The organism is Streptococcus sp. HMSC065H07, assembly GCF_001837325.1.
GTDB lineage: Bacteria > Bacillota > Bacilli > Lactobacillales > Streptococcaceae > Streptococcus > Streptococcus salivarius_H.
Window position 1 is genome coordinate 96,549 of sequence record NZ_KV832034.1, and the last position, 23,978, is coordinate 120,526.

Annotated in this window: 27 protein-coding genes and 1 tRNA gene; 5 read left to right on the plus strand and 23 right to left on the minus strand. The window is 40.8% G+C overall.

Annotated features, from left to right (window positions below; all coding sequences use genetic code 11):
• Positions 1–3 precede the first annotated feature (3 nt).
• Positions 4–939, minus strand: a complete 936-nt coding sequence (locus HMPREF2637_RS06035; protein ID WP_064524161.1) for a CPBP family intramembrane glutamic endopeptidase — start codon at positions 937–939, stop codon at positions 4–6.
• Between the two features lie 198 nt (positions 940–1,137).
• Here HMPREF2637_RS06035 and HMPREF2637_RS06040 point away from each other — a divergent pair, with 198 nt between their 5' ends.
• Entirely contained in the window at positions 1,138–3,336 is a 2,199-nt protein-coding gene (locus HMPREF2637_RS06040; RefSeq protein ID WP_064524163.1) for an ABC transporter substrate-binding protein/permease, read from the plus strand.
• Positions 3,336–4,076 carry an amino acid ABC transporter ATP-binding protein gene (locus HMPREF2637_RS06045; protein ID WP_037601657.1) on the plus strand — a complete coding sequence of 247 codons (741 nt, stop codon included), beginning with the start codon at positions 3,336–3,338 and terminating at the stop codon, positions 4,074–4,076. Before HMPREF2637_RS06040 ends, HMPREF2637_RS06045 begins: the two co-directional genes overlap by 1 nt.
• Before the next feature lie 75 nt (positions 4,077–4,151).
• Here the strand turns inward: HMPREF2637_RS06045 and HMPREF2637_RS06050 are convergent, their stop codons facing one another.
• From HMPREF2637_RS06050 to HMPREF2637_RS06080, 7 genes are all read right to left on the minus strand, one after another.
• The gene (locus HMPREF2637_RS06050; protein ID WP_002884415.1) at positions 4,152–4,349 is read right to left on the minus strand and encodes a hypothetical protein; all 198 of its coding nucleotides are present in this window, start codon (positions 4,347–4,349) and stop codon (positions 4,152–4,154) included.
• A 375-nt stretch (positions 4,350–4,724) separates the two neighbouring features.
• Positions 4,725–6,038: a GTPase ObgE gene (obgE, locus tag HMPREF2637_RS06055; protein ID WP_002891491.1), complete on the minus strand. Its 1,314-nt coding sequence runs from the start codon at positions 6,036–6,038 to the stop codon at positions 4,725–4,727.
• A gap of 94 nt (positions 6,039–6,132) precedes the next feature.
• Entirely contained in the window at positions 6,133–6,261 is a 129-nt protein-coding gene (locus HMPREF2637_RS06060; protein WP_002884629.1) for a DUF4044 domain-containing protein, read from the minus strand.
• Between the two features lie 80 nt (positions 6,262–6,341).
• Positions 6,342–7,073: a pseudouridine synthase gene (locus HMPREF2637_RS06065; protein WP_064524167.1), complete on the minus strand. Its 732-nt coding sequence runs from the start codon at positions 7,071–7,073 to the stop codon at positions 6,342–6,344.
• Positions 7,074–8,048, minus strand: a complete 975-nt coding sequence (locus HMPREF2637_RS06070) for a GyrI-like domain-containing protein (RefSeq protein ID WP_064524168.1) — start codon at positions 8,046–8,048, stop codon at positions 7,074–7,076.
• 13 nt (positions 8,049–8,061) lie between these two features.
• Positions 8,062–8,445 (minus strand): PaaI family thioesterase, encoded by a 384-nt coding sequence (locus HMPREF2637_RS06075; protein WP_022496322.1) that lies wholly within the window; start codon positions 8,443–8,445, stop codon positions 8,062–8,064.
• A gap of 93 nt (positions 8,446–8,538) precedes the next feature.
• Positions 8,539–8,904, minus strand: coding sequence for an OsmC family protein (locus HMPREF2637_RS06080; RefSeq protein WP_037598323.1), 366 nt, complete (start codon positions 8,902–8,904; stop codon positions 8,539–8,541).
• Positions 8,905–9,151: 247 nt separating this feature from the next.
• Here HMPREF2637_RS06080 and HMPREF2637_RS06085 point away from each other — a divergent pair, with 247 nt between their 5' ends.
• Together HMPREF2637_RS06085 and HMPREF2637_RS06090 are read left to right on the plus strand one after the other, a co-directional pair.
• Complete coding sequence (locus tag HMPREF2637_RS06085; RefSeq protein WP_037601648.1) at positions 9,152–9,517, plus strand: hypothetical protein; 366 nt, start codon at positions 9,152–9,154, stop codon at positions 9,515–9,517.
• A gap of 116 nt (positions 9,518–9,633) precedes the next feature.
• Positions 9,634–10,524: a DMT family transporter gene (locus tag HMPREF2637_RS06090; protein WP_064524169.1), complete on the plus strand. Its 891-nt coding sequence runs from the start codon at positions 9,634–9,636 to the stop codon at positions 10,522–10,524.
• A 36-nt stretch (positions 10,525–10,560) separates the two neighbouring features.
• Here HMPREF2637_RS06090 and HMPREF2637_RS06095 read toward each other — a convergent pair whose 3' ends face one another.
• The 14 genes from HMPREF2637_RS06095 to HMPREF2637_RS06160 form a co-directional block, all read right to left on the minus strand.
• Positions 10,561–10,800 carry a hypothetical protein gene (locus HMPREF2637_RS06095; RefSeq protein ID WP_002884756.1) on the minus strand — a complete coding sequence of 80 codons (240 nt, stop codon included), beginning with the start codon at positions 10,798–10,800 and terminating at the stop codon, positions 10,561–10,563.
• Between the two features lie 224 nt (positions 10,801–11,024).
• Complete coding sequence (serB, locus tag HMPREF2637_RS06100; RefSeq protein ID WP_064524171.1) at positions 11,025–11,672, minus strand: phosphoserine phosphatase SerB; 648 nt, start codon at positions 11,670–11,672, stop codon at positions 11,025–11,027.
• 111 nt (positions 11,673–11,783) lie between these two features.
• Positions 11,784–13,508, minus strand: a complete 1,725-nt coding sequence (ezrA, locus tag HMPREF2637_RS06105) for a septation ring formation regulator EzrA (RefSeq protein ID WP_064524174.1) — start codon at positions 13,506–13,508, stop codon at positions 11,784–11,786.
• A gap of 96 nt (positions 13,509–13,604) precedes the next feature.
• On the minus strand, positions 13,605–15,557 hold the full coding sequence (gene gyrB, locus HMPREF2637_RS06110) for a DNA topoisomerase (ATP-hydrolyzing) subunit B (RefSeq protein ID WP_002891505.1): 1,953 nt from the start codon (positions 15,555–15,557) through the stop codon (positions 13,605–13,607).
• Positions 15,558–16,118 carry an HAD-IA family hydrolase gene (locus tag HMPREF2637_RS06115; RefSeq protein WP_048673773.1) on the minus strand — a complete coding sequence of 187 codons (561 nt, stop codon included), beginning with the start codon at positions 16,116–16,118 and terminating at the stop codon, positions 15,558–15,560.
• 85 nt (positions 16,119–16,203) lie between these two features.
• The gene (locus tag HMPREF2637_RS06120; protein ID WP_060972243.1) at positions 16,204–16,899 is read right to left on the minus strand and encodes an LrgB family protein; all 696 of its coding nucleotides are present in this window, start codon (positions 16,897–16,899) and stop codon (positions 16,204–16,206) included.
• The gene (locus HMPREF2637_RS06125; RefSeq protein ID WP_037598332.1) at positions 16,892–17,266 is read right to left on the minus strand and encodes a CidA/LrgA family protein; all 375 of its coding nucleotides are present in this window, start codon (positions 17,264–17,266) and stop codon (positions 16,892–16,894) included. Before HMPREF2637_RS06125 ends, HMPREF2637_RS06120 begins: the two co-directional genes overlap by 8 nt.
• 152 nt (positions 17,267–17,418) lie before the next feature.
• A tRNA-Thr gene (locus tag HMPREF2637_RS06130) sits at positions 17,419–17,489 on the minus strand.
• A gap of 57 nt (positions 17,490–17,546) precedes the next feature.
• Positions 17,547–17,900 carry an arsenate reductase family protein gene (locus tag HMPREF2637_RS06135; protein WP_037598335.1) on the minus strand — a complete coding sequence of 118 codons (354 nt, stop codon included), beginning with the start codon at positions 17,898–17,900 and terminating at the stop codon, positions 17,547–17,549.
• Between the two features lie 34 nt (positions 17,901–17,934).
• Positions 17,935–18,429, minus strand: a complete 495-nt coding sequence (locus HMPREF2637_RS06140) for a methylated-DNA--[protein]-cysteine S-methyltransferase (protein ID WP_064524176.1) — start codon at positions 18,427–18,429, stop codon at positions 17,935–17,937.
• Positions 18,430–18,483: 54 nt separating this feature from the next.
• A complete protein-coding gene (locus tag HMPREF2637_RS06145) occupies positions 18,484–19,662 on the minus strand; it encodes a 3-phosphoglycerate dehydrogenase family protein (RefSeq protein WP_060972623.1) in 1,179 nt (392 codons plus the stop codon).
• A gap of 18 nt (positions 19,663–19,680) precedes the next feature.
• A complete protein-coding gene (locus HMPREF2637_RS06150; RefSeq protein WP_064524178.1) occupies positions 19,681–20,238 on the minus strand; it encodes a hypothetical protein in 558 nt (185 codons plus the stop codon).
• A 12-nt stretch (positions 20,239–20,250) separates the two neighbouring features.
• Positions 20,251–21,345, minus strand: coding sequence for a 3-phosphoserine/phosphohydroxythreonine transaminase (serC, locus tag HMPREF2637_RS06155; RefSeq protein ID WP_002891515.1), 1,095 nt, complete (start codon positions 21,343–21,345; stop codon positions 20,251–20,253).
• 162 nt (positions 21,346–21,507) lie between these two features.
• A complete protein-coding gene (locus HMPREF2637_RS06160) occupies positions 21,508–22,401 on the minus strand; it encodes an ROK family protein (protein WP_060972238.1) in 894 nt (297 codons plus the stop codon).
• Positions 22,402–22,516: 115 nt separating this feature from the next.
• On the opposite strand from HMPREF2637_RS06160, the gene HMPREF2637_RS06165 reads away from it, so the two are divergent.
• Positions 22,517–22,912, plus strand: a complete 396-nt coding sequence (locus HMPREF2637_RS06165) for a lactoylglutathione lyase (protein ID WP_060972237.1) — start codon at positions 22,517–22,519, stop codon at positions 22,910–22,912.
• A gap of 43 nt (positions 22,913–22,955) precedes the next feature.
• Here the strand turns inward: HMPREF2637_RS06165 and HMPREF2637_RS06170 are convergent, their stop codons facing one another.
• Entirely contained in the window at positions 22,956–23,855 is a 900-nt protein-coding gene (locus tag HMPREF2637_RS06170) for an SPFH domain-containing protein (protein WP_002891518.1), read from the minus strand.
• Positions 23,856–23,978: the final 123 nt, after the last annotated feature.

The window sequence follows — 23,978 nt, forward strand, 5'->3', positions numbered from 1 at the left end:
GCCTTAAAAGTTTTCTTTTTTCAATTGTAGACGAAGGATGACGATACCTACCAGGAGTACGAGACAGGTAACAAGATTTCCTTCTAAACCAAAAGCTCCTCCTGACAACCAATCAGGCACGCCTGACCTGGCCTGAAAGTGCAATAAGCTGCCGCCTGCATTCTGTCCACTAACTGCCACGCCAACTAGATTCCCTTGCGCAAAGTTCCAAGCACCGTGAAGGGCAGCGACACCCCAGATATTATCTGTCTTGAGCATGTAAAGAGCCATGAGAACCCCTACTAGAACAATACTGATTAGAGACAAGGCGGTAACACCTTGATTTCCTAGGTGTAATATTGAAAAGAAAGAACTTGAAATAGCAATTCCCCAAGAAAGGTTCAATTTATTAGTCACCGTCTGAAGCAACCAACCACGTGTCACCAGTTCCTCGGTTCCACCTTGGATAAACCAGAAAGGTATTAGGGAAAGTATGTATAAGAGGGTTTTCTGCGAAAAGTCTACCTTCACAAATTCTAAACCGCCTAGTAAATAAGTCCCAAGGAAACTAACTAACAAGAGCAAAGTTCCAAGTCCCCAACCCTTAAGCAAGTTCAACCAAATATGACCCTTGAAAAATCCAAGTGTACGAATGGGACGTTTTTCAACAACTTTAACCCAGAAAAAGATAACTAAGGCAATAAAAACAAAGACGCCCAACTGGAAATATAAAGTTGAGAACAAATTAAAGGAAATTGTATTGACATCTTGTAGCTGAATATTGCCATTAAGCATCAAGAAAGCAAAAACAATAAAGAGAGGAATTCCCACAGCAATCCCAGCCAGGAACCCACCGATAAGGACATAACCAAAGGCAATAAAACAGGACAGCATAATCATCAGCCAACTTGGAACTTTATCATATCGGCTAGTATATTTCTCAAGCATACGTTTCTTCATTTTTTAGCTCCTGTAACAAATCTTACATGTATTCGATTACAGTGTAACTAATTGACACAAGCTTGTCAACTTCTTCTCAGATAGCTCTCATAGCTAACGAACCTTGTTACATTTCCTAACATCAAACTCCAAGAGGTTTGATAACAAGACCTTTTTTTGATAGAATAGGAAGGTATTTTATAAAGGAGACTTTTTATAATGAAGAAAAAACTTCTGACACTCTTCTTGAGTGTCATGTCAGTTTTCTTTGTTTTCGGAGCTAAGGTATCTGCCGAGACTATCTCAGTCGTTTCAGATACAGCCTATGCCCCATTTGAATTCAAAGATTCTGATCAGACCTACAAGGGTATCGACGTTGATATTATCAACGAAGTTGCCAAACGTAAAAATTGGGACGTTAACCAAACCTTCCCTGGTTTCGACGCAGCTGTCAATGCTGTTCAATCAGGCCAAGCTGACGCCCTTATGGCCGGTACTACTGTTACCGACGCACGTAAGAAGGTCTTTACTTTCTCAGACACTTATTACGACACCTCAATTGTTATCTACACACGTAGTAGCGATAAAGTCAGCGACTACAAACAATTGAAGGGTAAAACAGTCGGTGTTAAAAACGGTACCGCTTCTCAAACTTGGCTTGATAAAAACGCTAGCAAATATGGTTTCACAGTTAAAACTTTTGACACTAGCGACTTGATGAACAACAGCTTGGATTCTGGTTCTGTTGACGCAGCTATGGACGACACACCAGTTGTTAAATACGCTATTGGTCAAGGAAAAGACTACGCTATCAACATTAAGCCTGAATCTATCGGTAGCTTCGCTTTCGCTGTTAAAAAAGGTGGAAAACACGAAAATCTTATCAAAGACTTCAACGAAGCTCTTAAGGAAATGAAGAATGACGGCACCTACGACAAAATCATGAACAAATGGTTGGGTGACTCATCAAAATCTTCTTCATCAAAACCTTCAGCAGATCTTAAATTGACTGGTGATGCCAACGCAAAAGCCACTCCTGCTAAGGAAACCTACACTATCTCAATGGACTCATCTTTTGCTCCATTCGAATACCAAAATGGTTCAGGTAAATATGTAGGTATCGACGTCGATATCATCAATGCCATTGCTAAAAACCAAGGTTTCAATGTCAAATTGACAAACCCTGGTTTCGATGCATCACTTAATGCTGTACAATCTAGCCAAGCTGATGCCGTATTGGCTGGTATGACCATCACTGATGCTCGTAAACAAATCTTTGACTTCTCAGATCCTTACTACACATCAAACATTCGTTTGGCTGTAGCTAAAGGAAGTAAGGTTAAATCTTACAAGGATCTTAAAGGTAAGACTGTAGGAGCTAAAAATGGTACGTCATCTTACTCATGGTTGGAAGACCATGCTGGTGAATATGGCTTTACTGTTCGTGCTTACGATGAAGCTTCTACTATGTACGACAGCTTGAACTCTGGTTCAATCGATGCTCTTATGGATGATGAAGCCGTTCTTCTATACGCTATCCAACAAGGGCGTAACTTTACAACACCTATCGAAGGTATTGCTACTGGTGAAGTCGGCTTTGCTGTTAAAAAAGGTGCTAATCCTGAGTTGATTGAAATGTTCAACAATGGTTTGGCTGCTATCGTGAAAGATGGTACTTACGATAAGATTATCAATAAATACCTCGATAGCAACAAATCAAAAGAAGGAAGCACAAAAAAAGCTACCGATGAAACAACCATCGTAGGCTTGATTAAAAACAACTACAAACAACTTCTCCAAGGTCTTGGAATTACCCTTGGTTTGACCCTTCTTTCATTTGCTATTGCTATGATTATCGGTGTTATCTTCGGTATGATGGCAGTTGCACCAAACAAGACACTTCGTGTGATTTCACAAGTCTTTGTTGACGTGGTTCGTGGTATCCCATTGATGATCGTTGCAGCCTTCATCTATTGGGGTATTCCTAACTTGATTGAAAACATCACTGGTCACCAGTCACCAATCAATGACTTCGTGGCAGCAACAATCGCCCTCTCACTTAACGGTGGTGCTTACATTGCCGAAATTGTGCGTGGTGGTATCGAAGCTGTCCCAATTGGTCAGATGGAAGCTAGCCGAAGCTTGGGTGTCCCTTACAATACAACAATGCGTAAGGTTATCTTGCCACAGGCGGTTCGCTTGATGTTGCCAAACTTCATCAACCAATTTGTTATCTCATTGAAAGATACGACTATCGTATCAGCTATCGGTTTGGTTGAACTCTTCCAAACTGGTAAAATCATCATTGCTCGTAACTACCAATCATTCCGTATGTATGCGATCTTGGCCATCCTTTACTTGGTCATCATCACATGCTTGACGAAATTGGCTAAACGACTAGAAAAGAGACTTAAATAATGGCTGAATTGAAAATCGATGTGCAGGACTTGCACAAATCATACGGCGACAATGAAGTCCTTAAAGGCATTGACGCCAAATTCTACGAAGGTGACGTTGTATGTATCATCGGTCCTTCAGGTTCAGGTAAATCAACCTTCCTTCGTACCCTTAACCTACTTGAGACAGTGACATCTGGTAAAGTAGTCGTTGATGGCTATGAATTATCAGATCCTAAGACAGACCTTGACAAAGCCCGTGAAAATATCGGGATGGTCTTCCAACATTTCAACCTCTTCCCACACATGACAGTCCTTGAAAACGTAACATTTGCACCTGTTGAACTTGGACGTATGAACAAGGAAGAAGCTGATAAATTAGCTATGGATCTTCTTGATCGTGTTGGACTTGCTGACAAAGCCGATGCTACACCTGATAGCTTGTCAGGTGGACAAAAACAACGTGTGGCAATTGCACGTGGTTTGGCAATGAATCCTGATATCATGCTCTTTGACGAACCTACTTCTGCCCTTGACCCCGAAATGGTCGGAGACGTTCTTAACGTTATGAAAGAATTAGCAGAGCAAGGTATGACCATGATTATCGTTACCCACGAAATGGGATTTGCCCGTCAGGTAGCCAACCGAGTAATCTTTACTGCGGACGGTGAGTTCCTCGAAGATGGTACGCCAGATCAAATCTTCGATAACCCACAACACCCACGTTTGAAAGAATTCTTGGACAAGGTTCTAAACGCTTAATCATCACAACAGTTACTCTTGCTAGAGTAGCTGTTTTTGATTACCAATTTGGATAAGAAAAAAACAGAGCAAGTGCTAGACTTGCTCTGTTTCTTCATTTAATTCAGGGTGTTTTGCTGCTTCTTCCCTTGCCAAACGTTCACGCTCAAGACGGAGTTTTCGGTTAGGATTTAAGCGCGTAAAGAGTTCCTCAAGTTTCTTTGGATTCCAAACATCGGCCGCAGAAACAAAGTTCCCATCTTTATCCCTGAAGGATATCGGTTTATCTCCCATTGTAAACCTCTTATTTCAATATTTTTATATTTCACTGACTTTGCGAAGTTAGTGAGGTTGATAGGCAGAACGCCTTAGCGACTGCCGTAGACTATCAAGTGCTTGGCACTTAGAGAGTCTTGCATGGTCACGACATGAAGGAAAGTCGGTCGATTATACCGACTTTACGCAGTCAGTGAGGTTGATAGGCAATCCGCCATAGCGGCTGCCGTAGACTATCAAGTGCTTGACACTTAGAGAATCTTTCATGGTCACGAAACGAAGGAAAGTCGGTCGATTATACCGACTTTACGCAGTCAGTGAGGTTGATAGGCAATCCGCCATAGCGGCTGCCGTAGACTATCAAGTGCTTGGCACTTAGAAAGTCTTTCATGGTCAATCCACAAACTCAAATTCGAAGTTACCAATACGAACGATATCGCCATCCTTAGCACCACGTTCACGAAGCGCTTCATCAACTCCCATACCACGCAATTGACGTGCAAATTTCATGATTGATTCGTCACGTTCCATGTTGGTCATAACAAAGAGTTTTTCAAGTTTCTCACCAGAAAGTACCCATGAGGCATCGTCGTCACGGCTAATTTCAAATGGACGTTCATCCTCGTTAAAGCCGTAGTAAACTTCTTCTTGTTCCATATCATCTTCGCTATAAAGCAAGAATTCGTCTGTCTCATCAAGCAATTTTGCAGTAGCTTCTAAGAGATTTTCCAAACCTTGGTGAGCCAAACTTGAAATTGGGAAAATTTGTGGCAACTCATCGAATTCATCGTAGTTAGCAGCCAATTTTTCCTTAAACTCTTTCAAGTTTTCCTCAGCCTCAGGCATGTCCATCTTATTAGCCACAATAATTTGTGGGCGTTCCATCAAGCGAAGATTATAAGTTTCCAACTCTTTATTGATCTGAAGATAATCCTCGTAAGGATCACGCCCTTCACTCGCTGACATATCAATCACATGAAGGATAACACGTGTACGCTCAATGTGGCGAAGGAACTGCGTTCCCAATCCAACACCCTGACTAGCCCCCTCAATCAATCCTGGAAGGTCAGCCATAGCAAAGCTCTCACCTGACTTAGTACGAACCATTCCCAAGTTAGGAACAATTGTCGTAAAATGATAGGCACCAATCTTTGGTTTTGCTGCTGTTACCACACTGAGAATCGTTGATTTACCAACAGATGGGAAACCAACCAAACCAACATCAGCCAAAATCTTCAATTCCAATTGAAGTTCGCGTTCTTCACCTGGTTCACCATTTTCAGCGATTTCAGGAGCAGGGTTACGAGGTGTTGCAAAACGGATATTTCCTCGACCACCACGTCCACCGTGAGCAATGACAAACTCTTGGCCATCTTCAACCAAATCAGTAATAACTTTGCCGGTCTCAGCATCACGAACTGTCGTACCTGGCGGGATGCTAACGATGAGGTCTTCAGCACCTCGACCGTGCATTCCCTTGGTCATCCCTTTTTCGCCATTCTTAGCCTTGAATTTACGGTTATAACGGAAATCCATAAGGGTACGCAAGCCTTCGTCAACCTTGAAAATGACTGAGCCACCCTTACCACCGTCACCGCCCCAAGGACCGCCATTGGGTACATATTTCTCACGACGGAAAGCGACCATCCCGTCACCACCACGACCAGCTTTGACACTAATCTTGGCTGTATCTAAAAACATACTCATCTCTATATCTCTCTTTCTGACTCGTGTGTCCTATATCAAGACATTCTCACATAAAAGAATTTCTGACAGACACAAAAAAACGCTTGATAGCGTCTTAAAGGACAGCTGCGACTGCTTGGAAAATCAATGCCCCAACTGTTACTAATAGCATGATCAAAACGACCAATACTGTTAGACGTTCAAAAAATGATTTCTTACGTGGTCCGTTATCTCCAAATGCCACTTGAATTTACCTCGTTTTTTCTTCTATTATTTCACAATAATAGTAACAAAAATCTGCCCATTTCGCAACTCTTAACTAGCTTAAGCCAAAGGAATTCCAAAAACAGCTAAAGCTTCCAACTCCTCCTCGGTTAAACGTCGCCAAGCACCAAGTTCTAAATCATCTGGCAGACTTAAAGGCCCCATACTCATACGTTGTAACTCTGTCACTTCCTTACCACAAGCAGCTACCATACGCTTAACCTGATGGAATTTCCCCTCAGCAATGGTAATCTGAACCAAGCTAGTCCCAGCATCCCTATCTACGGATACAATCTCTAGTTTAGCTGGTTGGCAAGTGTGGTCTTTGAGTTCAATCCCTTTTTCAAAAGCCAGAATATCCTCCTGATCCAGGATACCATCCACCTTGGCTTGATAAATCTTGTCCACATGTTTCTTTGGAGATAGCATGGCGTGAGCTAAGTCACCATTATTGGTCAAAAGCAGGAGGCCGTGAGTGTCAATATCCAAACGACCAACAGGAAAGACCTGCTTATGTCTTGCTGTGTCATCGAGTAAATCGAGCACTGTCTTGTGACGGGCATCCTCTGTTGCTGAAATGACACCTTGAGGCTTATTTAAAAGATAGTAAACAAAGGTCTCATGTGTTAATGCTTGACCTTGAAAAGCAATCTGATCTTGCTTCTCATCAATCTGAGCCTTAGGTGACGTCTCCACTTGACCATTTACAGTCACTTGCTTCTTTTTTAGAAAGGTCTTGACCTGACTACGACTCCCGACACCACAGTCTACCAAAAACTTATCCAGACGCATCTAAACTTCCTCCTTTATTGGAATCCAAACTTCCATCTCATAATCTTCAGCTTGACGATTTCCTGGGAGATAAACCTCTACAGTGGGCTGGTCAATCATTTCAAAATGGTTCTTAGCATAGTGAAAACTCTCCCAAACAGCTGCCGTTGCAGGCCCTCTAAGTTTAAATACCGCATAAGTAGCTGGTGCTAGAGCAATCATTTCCATACTATCATCCTCACCAGCCAAGGCTGTTACATAAGTCTTGCGACTACCATCATTGATCCGAATGCCATAGGTAGGAACAGCCAAATCATCTTGTTCTGCTAAAAAAGGTACCCAAAGGAAGTCTGTTGGCTTACCTAATTCCTCGCCTTCAAAAGCCATCCCTGAAAAACTCAAAAACCCCTTCCGAACAACCCTCACATCATAACGAACGGTTACTAAATCCAACTTTTGAATCACCTTTTTCAGTTTTGTCAGCTCAACTGGAACCTCGTCCACTAGGACATAGGAAATCTTTTCTACAAATGCTTCTTTTTCGGCATTACCAGAGCCTATAGGAACCAAGACCCAATCTTCTGCTGCAACACTTTGATCTTCACAAAGGTAGGTAAAGTGCTTTCCTCCTTCGTTAAAAGACACATCAGCTAAACGAAAAAGAGGCTCAGGCAAATCGACAACCACCATTTCAAGCCCCTTTGCTTGAAACAAGAGCTCTTGATCCCTTAAACGCACTTTCATAGCCAAGCTATCACTATCAATAGAAAAGCTGTTATCCGTGTCCATTACAGACTGAAAGCAGGCCTGGTGTAAACCTGAAAAAGTCCAGACAGCATGCCAACGACACATCATCTCATAATCGTCAATGGTCACCAGAAGAGAGAGCTCCTGCTGGTCAGATGCATAGGAATATGCTTGAACGCCCAGTTGGTTTGGTGTCAGGTAGTCATTAACAAAGAGCGCAAAGTCATCCATGGTTTGAAAATCTGACATAAACGCTCCTTTTCTATTCCTCGACCGAGCCTGTCACATACATGGTAAATGTAGCCCTTGTAAGGATTTTCTCTTCCTGATTAGTAATGACAACTTCCACCACCTTGGTCGTCTTGCCATTATGAACACACAATCCCTCAATCTTGAGTTGGTCAGACAAATGCCCTGCCTTGAGATAATTGATATTAGACTGAAGCGTCACCGCATAGTCACCTGTTGAAATGGCCACGAGCCCTGCGACCTGGTCACAAAGCGTAAACAGATATCCCCCATGAGCATTACCAAAATAATTCAGGGACTTCTCGACTACCTTAGTTGTCACGATAACATGTCCCGTTTCAAATAGTTCTTCTTGAAAATTCTCAAATACACGGATCTCATGTAGTTTGTCTTCCATAGCAAGCCCTCCTATCGTTGCTCATTCCACACCTAGTGAAATGACACGTCTTTATCTACTAGTATAACACGAAGTTCATAAAGGATAATAAGCTTATTTTGCTAAGCTAATATCAACCTTAATATCTTCACGAAAAAGCTTCTTCACTCGACAATAATTATCCACAAAAGCCAAGAGTTCTTGTTCATTTTCCAAAATCAGATCCTTAGGTAAATGAATCGCAAGTGTGAAATGCCCTTCTTCATAGTTGGAATCAACCTGAATAGCAAGCTCCTCAATTCCCTGATACTTGGCAAAATAACTCTGTAGACACATGGTCACACAAGAAGCCAAAGCAATATTCACCAGGCTCATAGGTGTTTCCCCATCTTCCGTATAGCCAAAAAGTTCCACAGGTGCTCCATACCCCTCTGAAAGTGAATGGAATCGTTTGTCACCTTTAATTGTTGTTTGATACATCATGTCACCTCAATCTATTTTTTATTATTATAACAAAGAGAGGGCTAAGGACCGAGCTGAACGATTTGAAATATCTATCAAAAAAACAGAAAGCGTAAGGGTTAGCAGCTCTTATTTTCCAATAGATTAGTCTTGTACAACACTGATATTACCGAGGGATTACAGTTGAGTAAAAACGACTGGAAGCGCTTTTAAAATTTTATTTTTTCATTTAAAATGAATTTACTAAGAAAAAAGGGAGACTATTATGAAAACATTTTCTAAATTAACTTTAGCCTCTGTCTCAGTTCTTGCCTTGTTGACCTTAGCAGCATGTGGCAACTCTAAAGACAAAACTGACTCATCATCTTCAGCACCATCATCAAGCAAGGTGACCAAAGAATCTTCTTCAACTGATTCAAGTGCTTCAGTAAAAGTCAACAAAGATGGATCATCTGAAGTCAGCGACGGAAACGCTAACTCAGCAAAAACAAACGGCAATAACACTGTAGAAGCTAACGATAGCGAAGGTAACAGCGCAACAGTTGGTCAAGATGGTTCAGTCGATGTTAATAGCCAAGACGGTACAAACGTCAAAGTCGGATCAGACGGAACTGTTTCAATTGGTAACTAAATAAGATAAAAAAGGCTAGCTATTCTGCTAGTCTATTTTTTTAGATTTAGATTGATGTAAACGCTTCCTGAAAGTGTTATAATAGGCGTGGAAATCCAAATTCAGGAGGTGAGACAATGAAAAATAAAATCATCTTGGGATGTTTGGCTGCAGCGACTTGTGAGATTCTCTTTGGGCTCAGTTTTATCTTTACCAAATCTATTACAGCACAGGTCAGTGACCTGGCTTTAATCTCTTGGCGTTTTGTCACAGCCTTCCTTTTTATTAACCTCTATTTTCTCATCAGTCGACGTCGGATAACAATTAACGGTAGAAATCTTAAACCCCTGACACGTATTGCTATCCTCAATCCGATAATCTATTTTATCTGTGAAACAATTGGTATTCGTATGACGACGGCTTCTGAAAGTGGAGCCTTTCTCGCCTGCATCCCAGTCGTTGCCCTTATCATGTCTAGCCTTATTTTAAAAGAATGGCCCAGCCGTTGGCAGGTGGTCGGTGTCATCACCACCCTCGTCGGTATCATCATGGCTGTCTTTGCTGCTGGCGGTTCTACCCACTTCTCCCTGGTGGGCTACTTGATTCTAGGTCTAGCAGTTGTCTCCTACGCCCTGTATTGCGTTGATGTTGAAAGGGCTAGTCAATTCAATAGTCTTGAGATTACTTATTTTATGCTTGCCAGTGGTTGCCTGACATTTGGACTCTTTGCACTCAGCCAAGGCTTTCTAGCAGGCGATTTGAAAGAGCTCTTGCTACTCCCTGTGACCAATCCAAAATTCACTATCACCATCCTTTATCAAGGCTTGGGATGCAGTGTTCTGGGCTATCTTCTATCAAATTTTGCCATCGCAAATATCGGGGTTAACCGAACAGCATCCTTTATTGGGATTTCGACAATTATCTCAATTCTAGCGGCTGTCGTCGTCTTAGGAGAACCCTTCTCGTATTTACAAATTTTTGCAGGTATTTTAGTCGTCTTGGGCGTCTATGTGGCCAATAAAACCTAAAACTCTCGGGAATTAATCTTCCGAGAGTTTTTAGTCTTAATCAAGCTCTGTTTGGATTAACACGACGAGTTCTTCCTCGTTAGGAATGCTGCTTACCGCAGTCGGCTCAGGTAAAGCCTTATCTCCATACCCCTTAATAATATGTGATAAGAACACAGACGCTTTTGTCATGGCAAGAGGTAAAGAATCTGCCCTAATGCTACGACCAAAATCAGGAAAACTAATTTGATAACCTTCCTCAATCGTGTGAAAAATCGCTGGATATTCGTATAACATGTCTCTTCCCCCATTTCAATACTATACTCCTCTATGATAAGATTCGTTTGAAGAGAAGTCAACCAAAATCATTACAATGGGGGAGTGAAACCATTCGAAACAAGGCAGCAAAGTTAAAATAAGGCTTAGTCCGTATTCAACTTTAGAAAGTGGCACCGATTCGGTGCTTTTTTTGCTGGACAAAGAGTCCCTTGGAATTATCCAAAGGACTCTTTTTATCTGTTCTATTTCTTAACCCCATCCAAAATATCAATCACCTTATACAAATCTGGTTCTGTGATTTGATAAGGCGCTTGTTCACGGACAATTGGTTTAGCACAAAAGGCGATGCCGATGCCAGCTGTCTTAATCATAGGCAAATCATTAGCACCGTCACCCATAGCAATGGTTTGCGAGAGTTCGAGACCATTTTCTGCTGCCCAATCTTTGAGTTTGGCTACCTTGACATCTTTGGTGACAATGTCACCATAGACCTTACCAGTTAAGACACCGTCAACCACCTCTAGGTGATTAGCCTTAACATAATCGATTCCTGCTTCAACTGCTAGTCTATCCACAGTCTCATGGAAACCTCCAGAAACCAAGCCTACCTTAAAGCCACGGGCGTGGAGTTCATCTACAAGTTCCTTGGCTCCCTTGTTGAAATGAATACGGGCGTAGACCTTGTCAAATATACTCTCTGGTAATCCCTTGAGGGTCGCCACACGCTCATTCAAGGCCTGTCTAAAATCCAATTCCCCACGCATGGCACGCTCTGTGATTTCAGCAACCTTTTGACCAACGCCTGCTTCTTCTCCCAATAAATCAATAACTTCTTCTTGGACTAGCGTAGAATCTACGTCCATAACTAATAAACCTTTAACTTCTGACATAATTACCTCGATTCTTCGATGCCTATATAAGCCTTCACTAGATTTAATTCAAATATGAAATGAAAAACGGACCTTACAAAAAATTCTGGACCGTAGTCCAGAATCTTTCTCTTACATACGAATTTGTTCGCGTGTCTTCTCGTAAGATGATACAAAACGATCTGTCACACCTGGTTCAACTGTTTCCAAGGCATAAGAGATTTCTTCCAAAGATGCATCATAATCATGATCAACCTCAAACAATTTAAGTGCATGCTCAAAACTACTTTGAACAGCAGGTTCGAACGAACGGTAGCGGTTTGAGTATTGCAAGAGTTGCTCAGTCAAGGTTGCATTTTGAACAACCAAGTAAGCAGTCTCTTCCAAATGATCAATGGCGTTTTTAGATGTTTCTGTCAAACGCATTACCGCATCAATATTAATACGGCCACGGCTGAGTTCGTCCATAAGGGCCTCAATTTGAGCACTAGTTGAGAAGAATACACTCAAGAAGGATTGAGGAATACCTGGCAGGTTACGTTTTTCCATGTAACGCTTGATAACATGCAATTTATTAACATAAACATCAAGCTCTTCACGTGCTTTAGCTTCGTTTTTCTCAATAGCCTGAAGATTTTCAAAGACCTCAACCTGACCATTTTCAACAGCTGACAAGGTATTAAGACTCTTTTCAAAGATTTTCTCAAGTTCTGAGAATGGTTTTACCTGAGTTTCAAAATTTTCAAGGGTTGGAAGAACAGCCGTCTCCACACCTGAGATATCAGATGCAAAGCTACGAACATCTGCCGCATAAGTTTCATCGAAGATGTAAGTCAACATGAGACGCTCAAGCTCTTCTTGAAGTTTCTTGTTGTTTTCTTTAGCATGCTTGAGATAACCTGGCAAAATTTTCTTTTGACGCATAACAACCTTGTATGAGGCAATTTCACGTTCAAAAATGCTATACAAGTTGTCAATTTTTTCTTGAATCTCAGCGTTTTCTTCTTCCGCACGGTCTAAATCAAGAGAAACCAACTCACTTGAGTTTGAACGGATAGCTTCACGAATTTCTTGGAAGCGACGTTCGATATTTTTCTCAGGGAAGTGATAATTTTGCTCAATCAACTTGCGATAGCCAGATTCCAAATCATCCAACTGATCTGGGAAATCATCTTCCAACTTAGCTACAATAGCAGGAATCTTCTCTGAAATTTGACCCAATGCAATAGTGTGCTCTTCTGCACGATCCAAGATAGTAGATGCTTCAACAGGGTCACCTGATGAGTTAAGAGTCACGAATTCTGCAAACTCAGCTTCAATGTTTTTAAGTTGCTTATTGATTTCGGTCATGGTAGAACCGAAATTATCAGAGTTTTCCTCGATTGAGTTTTGCAACTCTTCGTACAAGTCTAATGCATGCTTAACGCGAGCACTGTTCTTTTCTTCTTGTTCTTTCAAGGTTGAGAGCGCCTCACGGATAGACTTGATGTCTTCTTCCACAAGATCTAACTGACTCTCAATGTTATTGATTTCACCACTAGCCTTGAAGAAATGGAAGGTATCATTCATATTTTCAGCTTCGAAAATATGATTTTCAATATCTGCGAATGAATTTGTCGAGATATCAATCCATTTCTGATGCCATTCACGGAATGTTGTTTGACTTTGTCCAATCAAGTGAAGCTTTTTAACTTCTTCAATTTCTTCGTTAATTGGCAAGTCAAACAATTTTTGCTTGCGTTCTTCAAGCTGTGCAATCCGCGAATCATTTCGTTTTCTAATAAGAATACCGACTAAGTAAGCGATAATTACGAGCATAACTACCACTACAATCAGTAAAACAATTCCGCTAGACATAGTTTCTCCTTAATCGTCTATTATGTTCATAAATGTAGAATAACATTACGATTATATCATAGTTATCCTAGCATTGCACCCTTTTCTAAAAGAATATTAGATATCTAGAGTACTGTAAACGGCATTTTCTTCGATAAATTCGCGGCGAGGTTCAACCTTGTCTCCCATCAGCATATCGAAAATCTTATCGGCCTCTGCAGCATCATCCACAGAAACACGTGCCATCAAACGATTTTCAGGGTCCATGGTAGTTTCCCAAAGTTGGTGGTCATCCATTTCACCCAAACCTTTATAACGTTGTACTGTAGGTTTTGAACGTCCCACACTATACTTTTCAAAAGCAGCACGCAATTTGTCTTCTTGATCGGCACCAGGTTGGATGTATTCTTTAATCTCAGAACCAACCTTAACCCCATAAATTGGTGGTTGAGCAATGTAGACATAGCCTGCTTCCAAGACTGGACGCATAAAGCGGTAAATCAAAGTCAGAAGCAAAGTACGGATGTGGGCCCCATCGACATCGGCATCGGTCATGATTACCAACTTGTGGTAACGAGCCTTGCTGACATCAAATTCAGCTCCAAAACCTGTTCCCATAGCTGTGAAGAGAGAACGAATTTCTTCATTGGCTAGAATCTTATCCATGCTAGCCTTTTCAACGTTCAAAATCTTACCTCGAATTGGCAGAATAGCTTGGAATTCACGATTACGACCTGATTTAGCAGATCCACCGGCTGAGTCCCCTTCGACAATGAAAAGTTCATTCATTTCAGCATTATTCGATGAACAGTCTGCCAACTTCCCTGGAAGGTTAGAAATTTCAAGACCTGACTTCTTACGTGTCACCTCACGGGCACGCTTAGCGGCGATACGGGCCTTAGAAGCCAAAATCCCTTTTTCAACAATCTTCTTAGCGATAGCAGGATTTTCCAAGAGGAAGCGACTCAAAGCTTCACTGAAAAGACGATTGGTAATCTTAACCACTTCAGAGTTTCCAAGCTTGGTCTTGGTTTGACCTTCAAACTGTGGGTTTGGATGTTTAACAGAGATGATAGCAGTCAAACCTTCACGAACATCATCCCCTGTCAAATTATCATCTTTTTCTTTGAGAATCTTATTCTGACGTGCATAGTCATTAATGACACGCGTTAAGGCTGTTCGGAAACCTTGTTCGTGAGTACCACCCTCATGGGTGTGAATGTTGTTGGCAAAACTCATTACCGTTTCATGATAGCCAGTCGTGTATTGCATAGCAACTTCAACCGAAATACCATCCATCTCACCATCAGTGTAGATAGGTTCATCAAAGATAACATCCTTGTTTTCATTGATGTATTTCACATAGGATGTGATACCACCTTCGTAGTGATAATGTTTCTCTTGTTTGAGACCTTCACGCTTATCTGTGATAGAGATACGGAGCCCCTTGTTCAAAAAGGCTAATTCTTGGATACGTTTAGCCAATTTTCCAAAATCAAACTCGGTTGTCTCTTGGAAAATCTCTGGGTCTGGCGTAAAGTGAACAGTCGTACCATGTTTCTCTGTTTCACCAATTACTGCCAAATCTGCTACCACTACCCCACGTTTATACTCTTGGAAGTGGATATGGCCATTTTTATAAACCTTAACATCAAGTTGTGTTGAGAGGGCATTAACGACCGAAGAACCAACCCCATGCAAACCACCAGAGACCTTATAACCGCCTCCGCCGAATTTACCACCAGCGTGAAGTACTGTAAAGACAGTTTCTACCGCAGGACGGCCAGTTTTTTCTTGGATATCGACTGGAATACCACGACCATCATCGACAACCGTAATAGAATTGTCCGGCTCGATAAAGACTTGAATATGAGTGGCGAAACCAGCCAAGGCCTCATCGATTGAGTTATCGACAATCTCCCATACCAAATGATGCAACCCCTCTTTTGAGGTTGAGCCAATATACATACCTGGGCGCATACGTACCGCTTCAAGTCCCTCTAGGACTTGAATCTGGCTGGCATCATATTCTTGCGCTTTTTCTTCAAGATTTTTTAATTCATCAGTCATTTATGTCACAATCTCCAATAATGATTTATGGCCGTCAACAAGCAAGGTATCCAGACCCGCTACTTTTCCTGCCTCTATATCTATCTGGCGGTCACCAATGACCAAGCCGTGTTTAATATCGTATTTTTTAATTAAATAAAGGAAACTATCTGGACTCGGCTTTCTAGCAAAACCATTTTCAGAAGTTACAACCTCTGTAAAATAAGAGGCAATTTCTGCTTTATCAAGGATGTCTAGCACCAAGTGATTACGGTGGCTAACCAAAAAATTACGCCCACCTTCGGTCACAATCTTAGCTAGGACAGCCCTAGCACCTTCAAAAAGAACAGGTTCCTGTAAATGCTTGGCTTCCTCCTGCTTATATAGGGTTCGAAAATCAGCTATATCAGGCGCAAACATAGCAATGGCAGTGCTCGTTGATACCTTAAGGGCATCATAGACTGCTTGAGGTTCTGCTGTACGCTCAAATTGTTCTAAAGTTGCTAGAAAGGCTTGGGTTGATACCTGGTAATTATCCAACAAGGTACCACCCAAATCCCAGATATAATCTCCATAATTCATAACCTTAATTATAACATAAAAGGTCAGATTTTGCTTGCTTTTCACAGCTAAAAAGGCTTGGAAAACCTATCCAAACCTTAATTTTTTATTTCAGAATCAAACTCGCCACAATAGGACTAATAAAGACATATAGAATCCCTGTCACAGCAATTGAGAGACCACCCATGGCACCGGCAACCTGACCATATCTGAAGGCAGTTCCTGTACCTACAGCGTGTCCGGTTCCTCCTAGTGAAAGTCCGATAGCGACTGGGTCTTTAATCCCAATCATTTTTAGAAAGACAGGACCTAAGACAGAGGTTAAGATACCCGTAATAACAACTACAACCAAGGTTACCGTCGTAATCCCCTGCATTTTTTCCGAAATTCCCACAGCCATGGCAGTCGTTACAGACTTAGGAAAGAGCGAAATAGCCAAAAAATAATCCATTCCAAAAAGCTTAGCAATCAAGGCCGTGTATGTCGTATTTAGAACACAAGCAACCGTTGATCCAATTAGAATACTCTTATAGTGATGGCGCATGAGGTGTAGATTTTTATAAAAAGGAACTGCTAGCGCGACTGTTGAAGGAATAATCAAACTGTTAAGATAAGAGCCACCGACATAGTAATCCTTGTAGGAAATTCCTGTATAGTGCAAAATGACGATAATCAGGGCAGTCGATACAAGAAGAGGCGTCGTCAAAGGATTAGGGAAACGTCGATAAATCAATAGCCCTATTGTGTAAGCTAGTACAGAAAGTGTTAGCCCAAACAAGGGTGTGTTAAAAAAATTAGCCACGTTTAACCTCCTCGTAATCACCTTCAAAATGTTTTTTGATGAAACCGACGACTACTGCAATCACTACAATATTAAGAACCAAAGCTCCCATAATAATCAAAATAATAGGGACAATATTCGCTGAAATAGCATTCCAACGTTCCATAATACCGACACCTGCTGGCAAAAATAGAATAGTCATATTGGCAATTAAAAATTCTGCCACAGCATGTATATGACGTAGACGAATCCACTTAAGCTGAAGAGCAATCAGAAGCAAGAATAAGCCAATAATGCTTCCAGGAATAGGTAATTTGAAGAATGTTGACAGAGCTTCACCAATAACGGCAAACAAACAAATCAACATGAATTGAACGTAGTATTTCACAACTTGCCTCCTAGGTTTAATCACCTATTAGTCTACTCCTTTTTTTTTGAATATCAAGAGTTTTCAGTAAATTCTTTTGAAAATTTGAGAGCCATAAATCAGCCCCTTTGAATATAAAAAAATCCAACCTAAAGGCTGGACTCTATCACAGATGCCACCACCGAGAATTGAACTCGGAACGGAGCATTACCATTGCTCTATTATACCATTTAACTATAGCGGCAACTGTTTTAATCTTACCATATTTCTATTTACTGTGGCAAGATTTTTTGCTTATTTTTTATAAATTTAAGTCTTGGTAAGGCGTACGGTAACCAACCTGTAAAACCTTACCATCTTTAATCAAGATAGGACGTTTAATCAACATACCATCTGAAGCTAAGAGTTCAACAGCTTCATCAAGAGATAGCGTTGGTAGCTTATCCTTTAATCCTAGAGATCGGTAGGATTGTCCACTCGTATTAAAGAATTTCTTAAGCTCTAAATCTGACCCTGCCAAAAGCTCTTTTAAAAACTGAGCCGAAGGTGGGTTTTCCTTAATATTAATAGATTTAACATCTAAACCTAATTGATTGAGTTCCGCCTTTGCCTTACGACAAGTGCTACATTTGGGATATTCATAAAAAGTGTACATGTTTTTCTCCTTTTTTCTAGCATAAAATATCTGTCTAAGACTTGTCAAACCTAATGCCTTCTAAATGAAGTAAAAAACGCTTGGCTTCTTCTCCTGCAGCATATTTTCCTATATGACCACTACTAGGAAGAACCCGATGACAAGGGACGAGAACCAACCATGGATTCTTACCAACAGCAGTTCCTACGGCCTGTGCCGATTGACATGAAATCACTTTTCCAATCTGACTATAGGTTCTACTCTGCCCCGCAGGAATGTCCTGTAAAGCTGACCAAACCTTTAACTGGAAGGAGGTCCCTCTATCTGCTAGAGGGAGGGTATCTGGACTTGGATTATTACCTTTAAAATAAGTCTCTAACCAATCCCTCGTCATTTTCAAGATAGGATTTGAGGTGTCTACTACTTCCTCTTCCTTAATACCTGCCTGAAAATGCTTTTGTCCCTCCAACCAAATGCCATAAAGCGCTTGGTCACTTGCCACCAAACACAAGCGTCCAATAGGAGATAAATAATACTGACGATAAAACATATATTTATTATAACAAAAAGACAGGAATCTCTTGTTCCTGTCAATTAACTCTTATTATTTACCTTTAATCAAACGCACACGAACGATATTGTCGCTAGCCTCAAACTTAGCAACCAATTCATCAATCTTAGACTTGTCTGTTTCATCAAGGTCAAGAAGTGTATAGGCATAGTCTCCCTTAGAACGGTTGATGATATTATCAATATTGATATTAAAATCAGAAACCGCTGTAGAGATACGAGCCACAATATTAGGCACGTTTTTATTAATCAAGGTGATACGGTATGGGGCACTCAAGGCCTGTTGCACACGTGGGAAGTTAACAGAGTTAACAATCTCACCTGTTTCCATGAAACGACGAATGGTTTGACCGGCCATAATCGCACAGTTAAGTTCTGCTTCACCTGTTGATCCTCCAACGTGTGGGAAGACAGTCACATGAGGTTTATTAAGTAGCTCTTCTGTACCAAAGTCGGTGATATAACGTTTAACCACACCTGTTTCCAAAGCATCAAAGAGGGCATCGTTATCTACCAACTCTGCACGGGCAAAGTTAATGATAGTTGTCCCTTTTTGCATAAGGTTAAAAGCATCCGCATTGAAAGTTCCTTTTGTGTCAGGTGTCAATGGGACGTGAACAGTGATATAATCACAGTTTTCAAAAATCTCTTTGAGATCAGAAACACGTCTTACATGGTGAGAAATATTCCAAGCTGCTTCAATAGAAACGTATGGATCATAACCATAGACCTTCATACCCAAACGGTAAGCATCATTGGCAATACGTGCACCAATAGCACCAAGCCCGATAACACCAAGGGTCTTACCAGCAATCTCGCTACCAGCAAACTGTTTCTTCCCTGCTTCAATTTGTTTAGGAACATCGTCACCACTAAGTGTGTTAACCCAAGCATTGGCCGCAATATAGTCACGTGCTGAGAGTAAGATAGAGGCCAGAACAGCTTCTTTAACAGCGTTAGCATTGGCACCTGGAGTATTGAAGACAACAATTCCTTTTTCAGTTGCTTCGTCAACTGGAATATTGTTAGTTCCTGCACCAGCACGCGCAATAGCTTTCAAGTTGTCAGGGAAGACGGTATTATGGAGATTTTGACTACGAATGATGTAGGCATCTGGATTTTCCGCTAAATCACCATCAATTTGGAAATGATTTCCAAGTTCCTTCAAACCAATCTGGTTAATATTGTTATATGTTTTTACACTAAATACCATAATTTTATTCCTCTTAAATCAATGTATCCCGTGGTGAGCTGCTTCATCAACTTCTTGATAAAAGGCTTTCTCACGCTTGGTTTTGATTTTCTGATAAGCAAGACGTTCACCATCAATAGGGACCTTGCCACAATAGACATAGCCAAGTTTCTCCAAAATATGCCGCATGATAAGATTCTTTTCATGCGTGTCACAACGAAAATCATGAGCATCAGTTCCCTCAATAAGACCTTGAATAAAGGTTTGAGCGACCCTTTGACCCGTAACCTCAGTCAAAACAGCAACCCTATGGAAAGTAATGTAGCGCTTATTGTGATGTTTCCAGTCTCCATCATAGATTTTGTCGTAAGCAGGCTCTCCATCAGCAACCACCGCAGCATAAGAAACAATTTGACCATCAATGAGTCCTACATAGGCCTGTCCCTTAAGGACATCGTCGAAGATTGTTTCTTCAGTAGGGTAACCATCAGCTCCTTGCCATTGGGTGCTACCAGCTTCTGCTAAAGCAGTTCTAGCACTCTCAATGACAGTCATAATAGCCCCAATTTCATTTGGAAAGGCTTGTCTAATTTCCATCTCTTTACCTAATTATTTATTTTCGGCTTCAAATTTCTTCATGAAGTCAATCAAATCAAGCACACCTTGACGTGGGAAAGCATTATAAACACTAGCACGCATACCACCTACTGAACGGTGTCCTTTGATATTCTTGAAACCAAGAGCATCTGCTTCTGCTACAAACTTAGCATCCAACTCTTTACTTGGTGTGACGAATGGAATGTTGCAGACAGATCGATCCTTGGCATCTTTAACAGGGTTTGTGTAGAAATCAGATGACTCAATGTAATCGTAGAGAAGACCTGATTTTTCGCGTTGAATTTCAGCCATCTTGTCTACGCCACCAATTTCATTTTTAACCCAGTCAAAGACGAGTTTTGAAATATAGATGTTGAAACATGGTGGTGTATTGTAAAGTGATCCTGCCTCAGCTTGAATACGGTAATCCAACATGGCAGACAATTGTGGCTGGTCATTTAGGAAGTCCTCACGAACGATAACTACTGTTACACCAGCTGGTCCAATATTTTTTTGAGCTCCAGCGTAGATAAGGGCAAAGTCCTCAACATTGTAGCGAGCAGCCAAAATATTTGAAGACATATCAGCTACAATTGGCACACCGTTAGTATCAGGCAAATCGTAGATAGCTGTACCTTCAATGGTATTATTCGTTGTCAAGTGAACATAGGCAGCTTCTGGATCAATTGTTGCTGGGTCAAAACTTGGGATGTGATCGTAAACAGTTTCTTCTGAAGAGGCCAAAAGAATTGGTTCGAAAGGAATGGTTTTTGAAAGTTTAACAGCTTCTGTATAAGCTTTTTTACCCCATGAACCACCTACAAGGTAGTAAGCTTTCTTACCTTGAGCGAGGTTAAGTGGGACCATTGTAAATTGTGTTGAAGCACCACCTTGCAAGAAAATAACCTTATAGTTATCAGGAATGGCCATGAGCTCACGAAGTGTCGCTTCCGCATCTTTAACGATCTTGTCAAATTCTGGAGAACGGTGGGACATTTCTAGCACGGACATACCGGAATCTTGATAGTTAAGCAATTCAGCCTGCGCTTTTTCAAGCACTGGTTTTGGTAATGTAGCAGGTCCTGCTGAGAAATTATAAATTGTCATAAAGACACCTCCAAAATTTTAATGGTCCCATTATAGCGAATTTTCTGAATATTGTAAAGTCCTAACAGTAAAAAACGAACGGAATTAACCGTTCATCTTTAAAAAGTTAGGTATTTAAGTATTTTATGTATTATTCTATCAACTTTTGATTTTAGTATCCGTTTATTTCTGCTTAAGAAAATAAGCTGCTCCAATCAGATTAGCTCCATTATGATGATGACAGGCCACAATCTTCGGACGTTTAATAATTTTACCAATAAAGTCAATCTCATGGTGAACCTTATCAAACTGGCGATTGACCTCCTCGATAAGAATAGGCTGGGCTGAAATACCACCTCCAATAACAAAGGTTTCCATATCAAAAATGGTTTGAAGATTCAAAATGGTAATGGCTAAGTTACGGCAATAGCTTTCAAAAAGTGGATAGACTATTTTATCTCCTACATTAATTGCCTCAAATGCGGCTAAACCATTCTTTAAGTCAGAGTTACCTAACACTTCATTAATTTTGGTAATTAAACCTACAGCTGACAGAGTCATGCCTCGCATCAATGAAGGCTCAACTTTTTCCATTTGAACTGGTAAAATAAAGGTCAACTCGCCCGCTTGAAAGTGACTTCCTTGAAAAAGTTTACCATTAATTATAAGTCCACCACCAAGACCTGAACCCAAAACAAGGGCTGCACCATTGGTCACTCCTTGCAAATGACCTGTGGCTAGCTCTGCCAAGGCTGCCGCTTTACCATCATTAAGAGCCATTACAGGCAAATGGTACTTGGCTTCAAGGACCTCTTTAATACGAAAACCATGGAAAAATCTCAATAAGCCACCATGATAAATGACACCTTCCTCAGTATCAACCGTCCCAGGAACACTAATAGCAATACCTGATAGCTTGGCTTCAACTGAAGTGACTATATGATCAATAACATCAATAGCTTGGTCCAAGGTTTGTGGAGATGACTGCGTCGGCAGACTTTTTTCAATGGCAAACTCCTCCGAAACAAGTGCTGACTTCACCTGTGTTCCTCCAAAATCAATCGCTAAAATCGTCATTATCATCCTCCACAGATTGTTTTTCGTCATTATAGCATAAAAGAGCTAATAGTAGAAAAAACGGTTTCAAAATGCTATCATAAACTTACAGAATTAGATAAAAGGAGTATCTCACATGACTAAATTTCTACACACTTGTGTCCGTGTCAAGGACCTAGAAGCCTCACTTAAATTTTATAAAGAAGCTCTTGGTTTCAAAGAAGCTCGTCGAAATGATTTTCCAGAATATAAGTTCACCCTTGTCTACTTGCAACTCGAAGATGATCCTGATTACGAGTTGGAATTAACCTACAATTATGACCACGAAGCCTATGATTTAGGAGATGGATACGGTCATATCGCTGTTGGTGTCGATGATTTAGAAGCTACACACCAAGCTCACAAAGAGGCTGGATACACTGTTACAGACCTCTCAGGTCTTCCTGGTGAACCAAAAATGTATTACTTTATCACTGATCCAGATGGCTATAAGATTGAAGTTATTCGTTTGGCTCAATTCCTAGAAAAATAAATCAAAAAAGTCAGATCGTATAGATCTGACTTTTTTTTTGTGCTTAATTTTTATTATCTGCTTTCAAGGCTGACAAAATTTGGGTACGAATATCATCCACACCGTTTGGATTATTTGGCAAGAATAAGGTTTGATTACCTTTAGCCGCAAAAGTATTAAGGGTATCTAGATATTGGTTAGTCAAGAGAATAGACATAATCTGCTCTTCAGACATACCCACATTAGCCTCTTTAAGTTCTGCAATAGACTCAGCCAAACCATCAACGATAGCCTTACGTTGTTGGGCAATACCAACACCATGAAGACGATCTTTTTCAGCTTCGGCTTCGGCTGCTGTGACAATCTTAATCTTATCAGCTTCTGCCAATTCTTGGGCTGCCACACGCTTACGTTGGGCAGCATTGATTTCGTTCATAGACTGCTTAACTTCAGCATCTGGCTCAACTTTGGTAATCAAGGTCTTAACAATGATATAACCATAAGTTGTCATTTCTTCTGCTACTTGGTGTTGAACCTCAAGGGCAATCTCATCCTTTTTCTCAAAAAGCTCATCAAGCGTCAATTTAGGAACTGATGAACGAAGGGCGTCCTCAATGTATGATTTGATTTGAGCCTCTGGACGCATGAGTTTGTAATAAGCATCTGTAACATTTTGCTCATTTACACGATATTGAGTGGCTACATTCATCATGACAAAGACATTGTCCTTGGTCTTGGTTTCGACCACAATCTCACTTTGAAGCAAACGTAGTTGAATACGAGCTGCAATTTTATCGATACCAAATGGCAAACGCATATGGATACCACTCGTTGCGATTTTTTGATAGCGTCCAAAACGTTCAACGATAGCTACTGACTGTTGACGTACGACATAAAGCATACTGATGAGAATTCCCAAGATAATCAAGAATGAAATCAGTAAAAAGAGAAATGCTGCTTGCATGTTAAGTCCTCCAAAATAAACATTAAAAATTTCTTTGCTTTATTATAGCACAGCAATACAATTTTTCAAGAAAAATAGTATATCTTTTTGGCTCTATAATTTCTGTAGTGGGTAAAACTACTG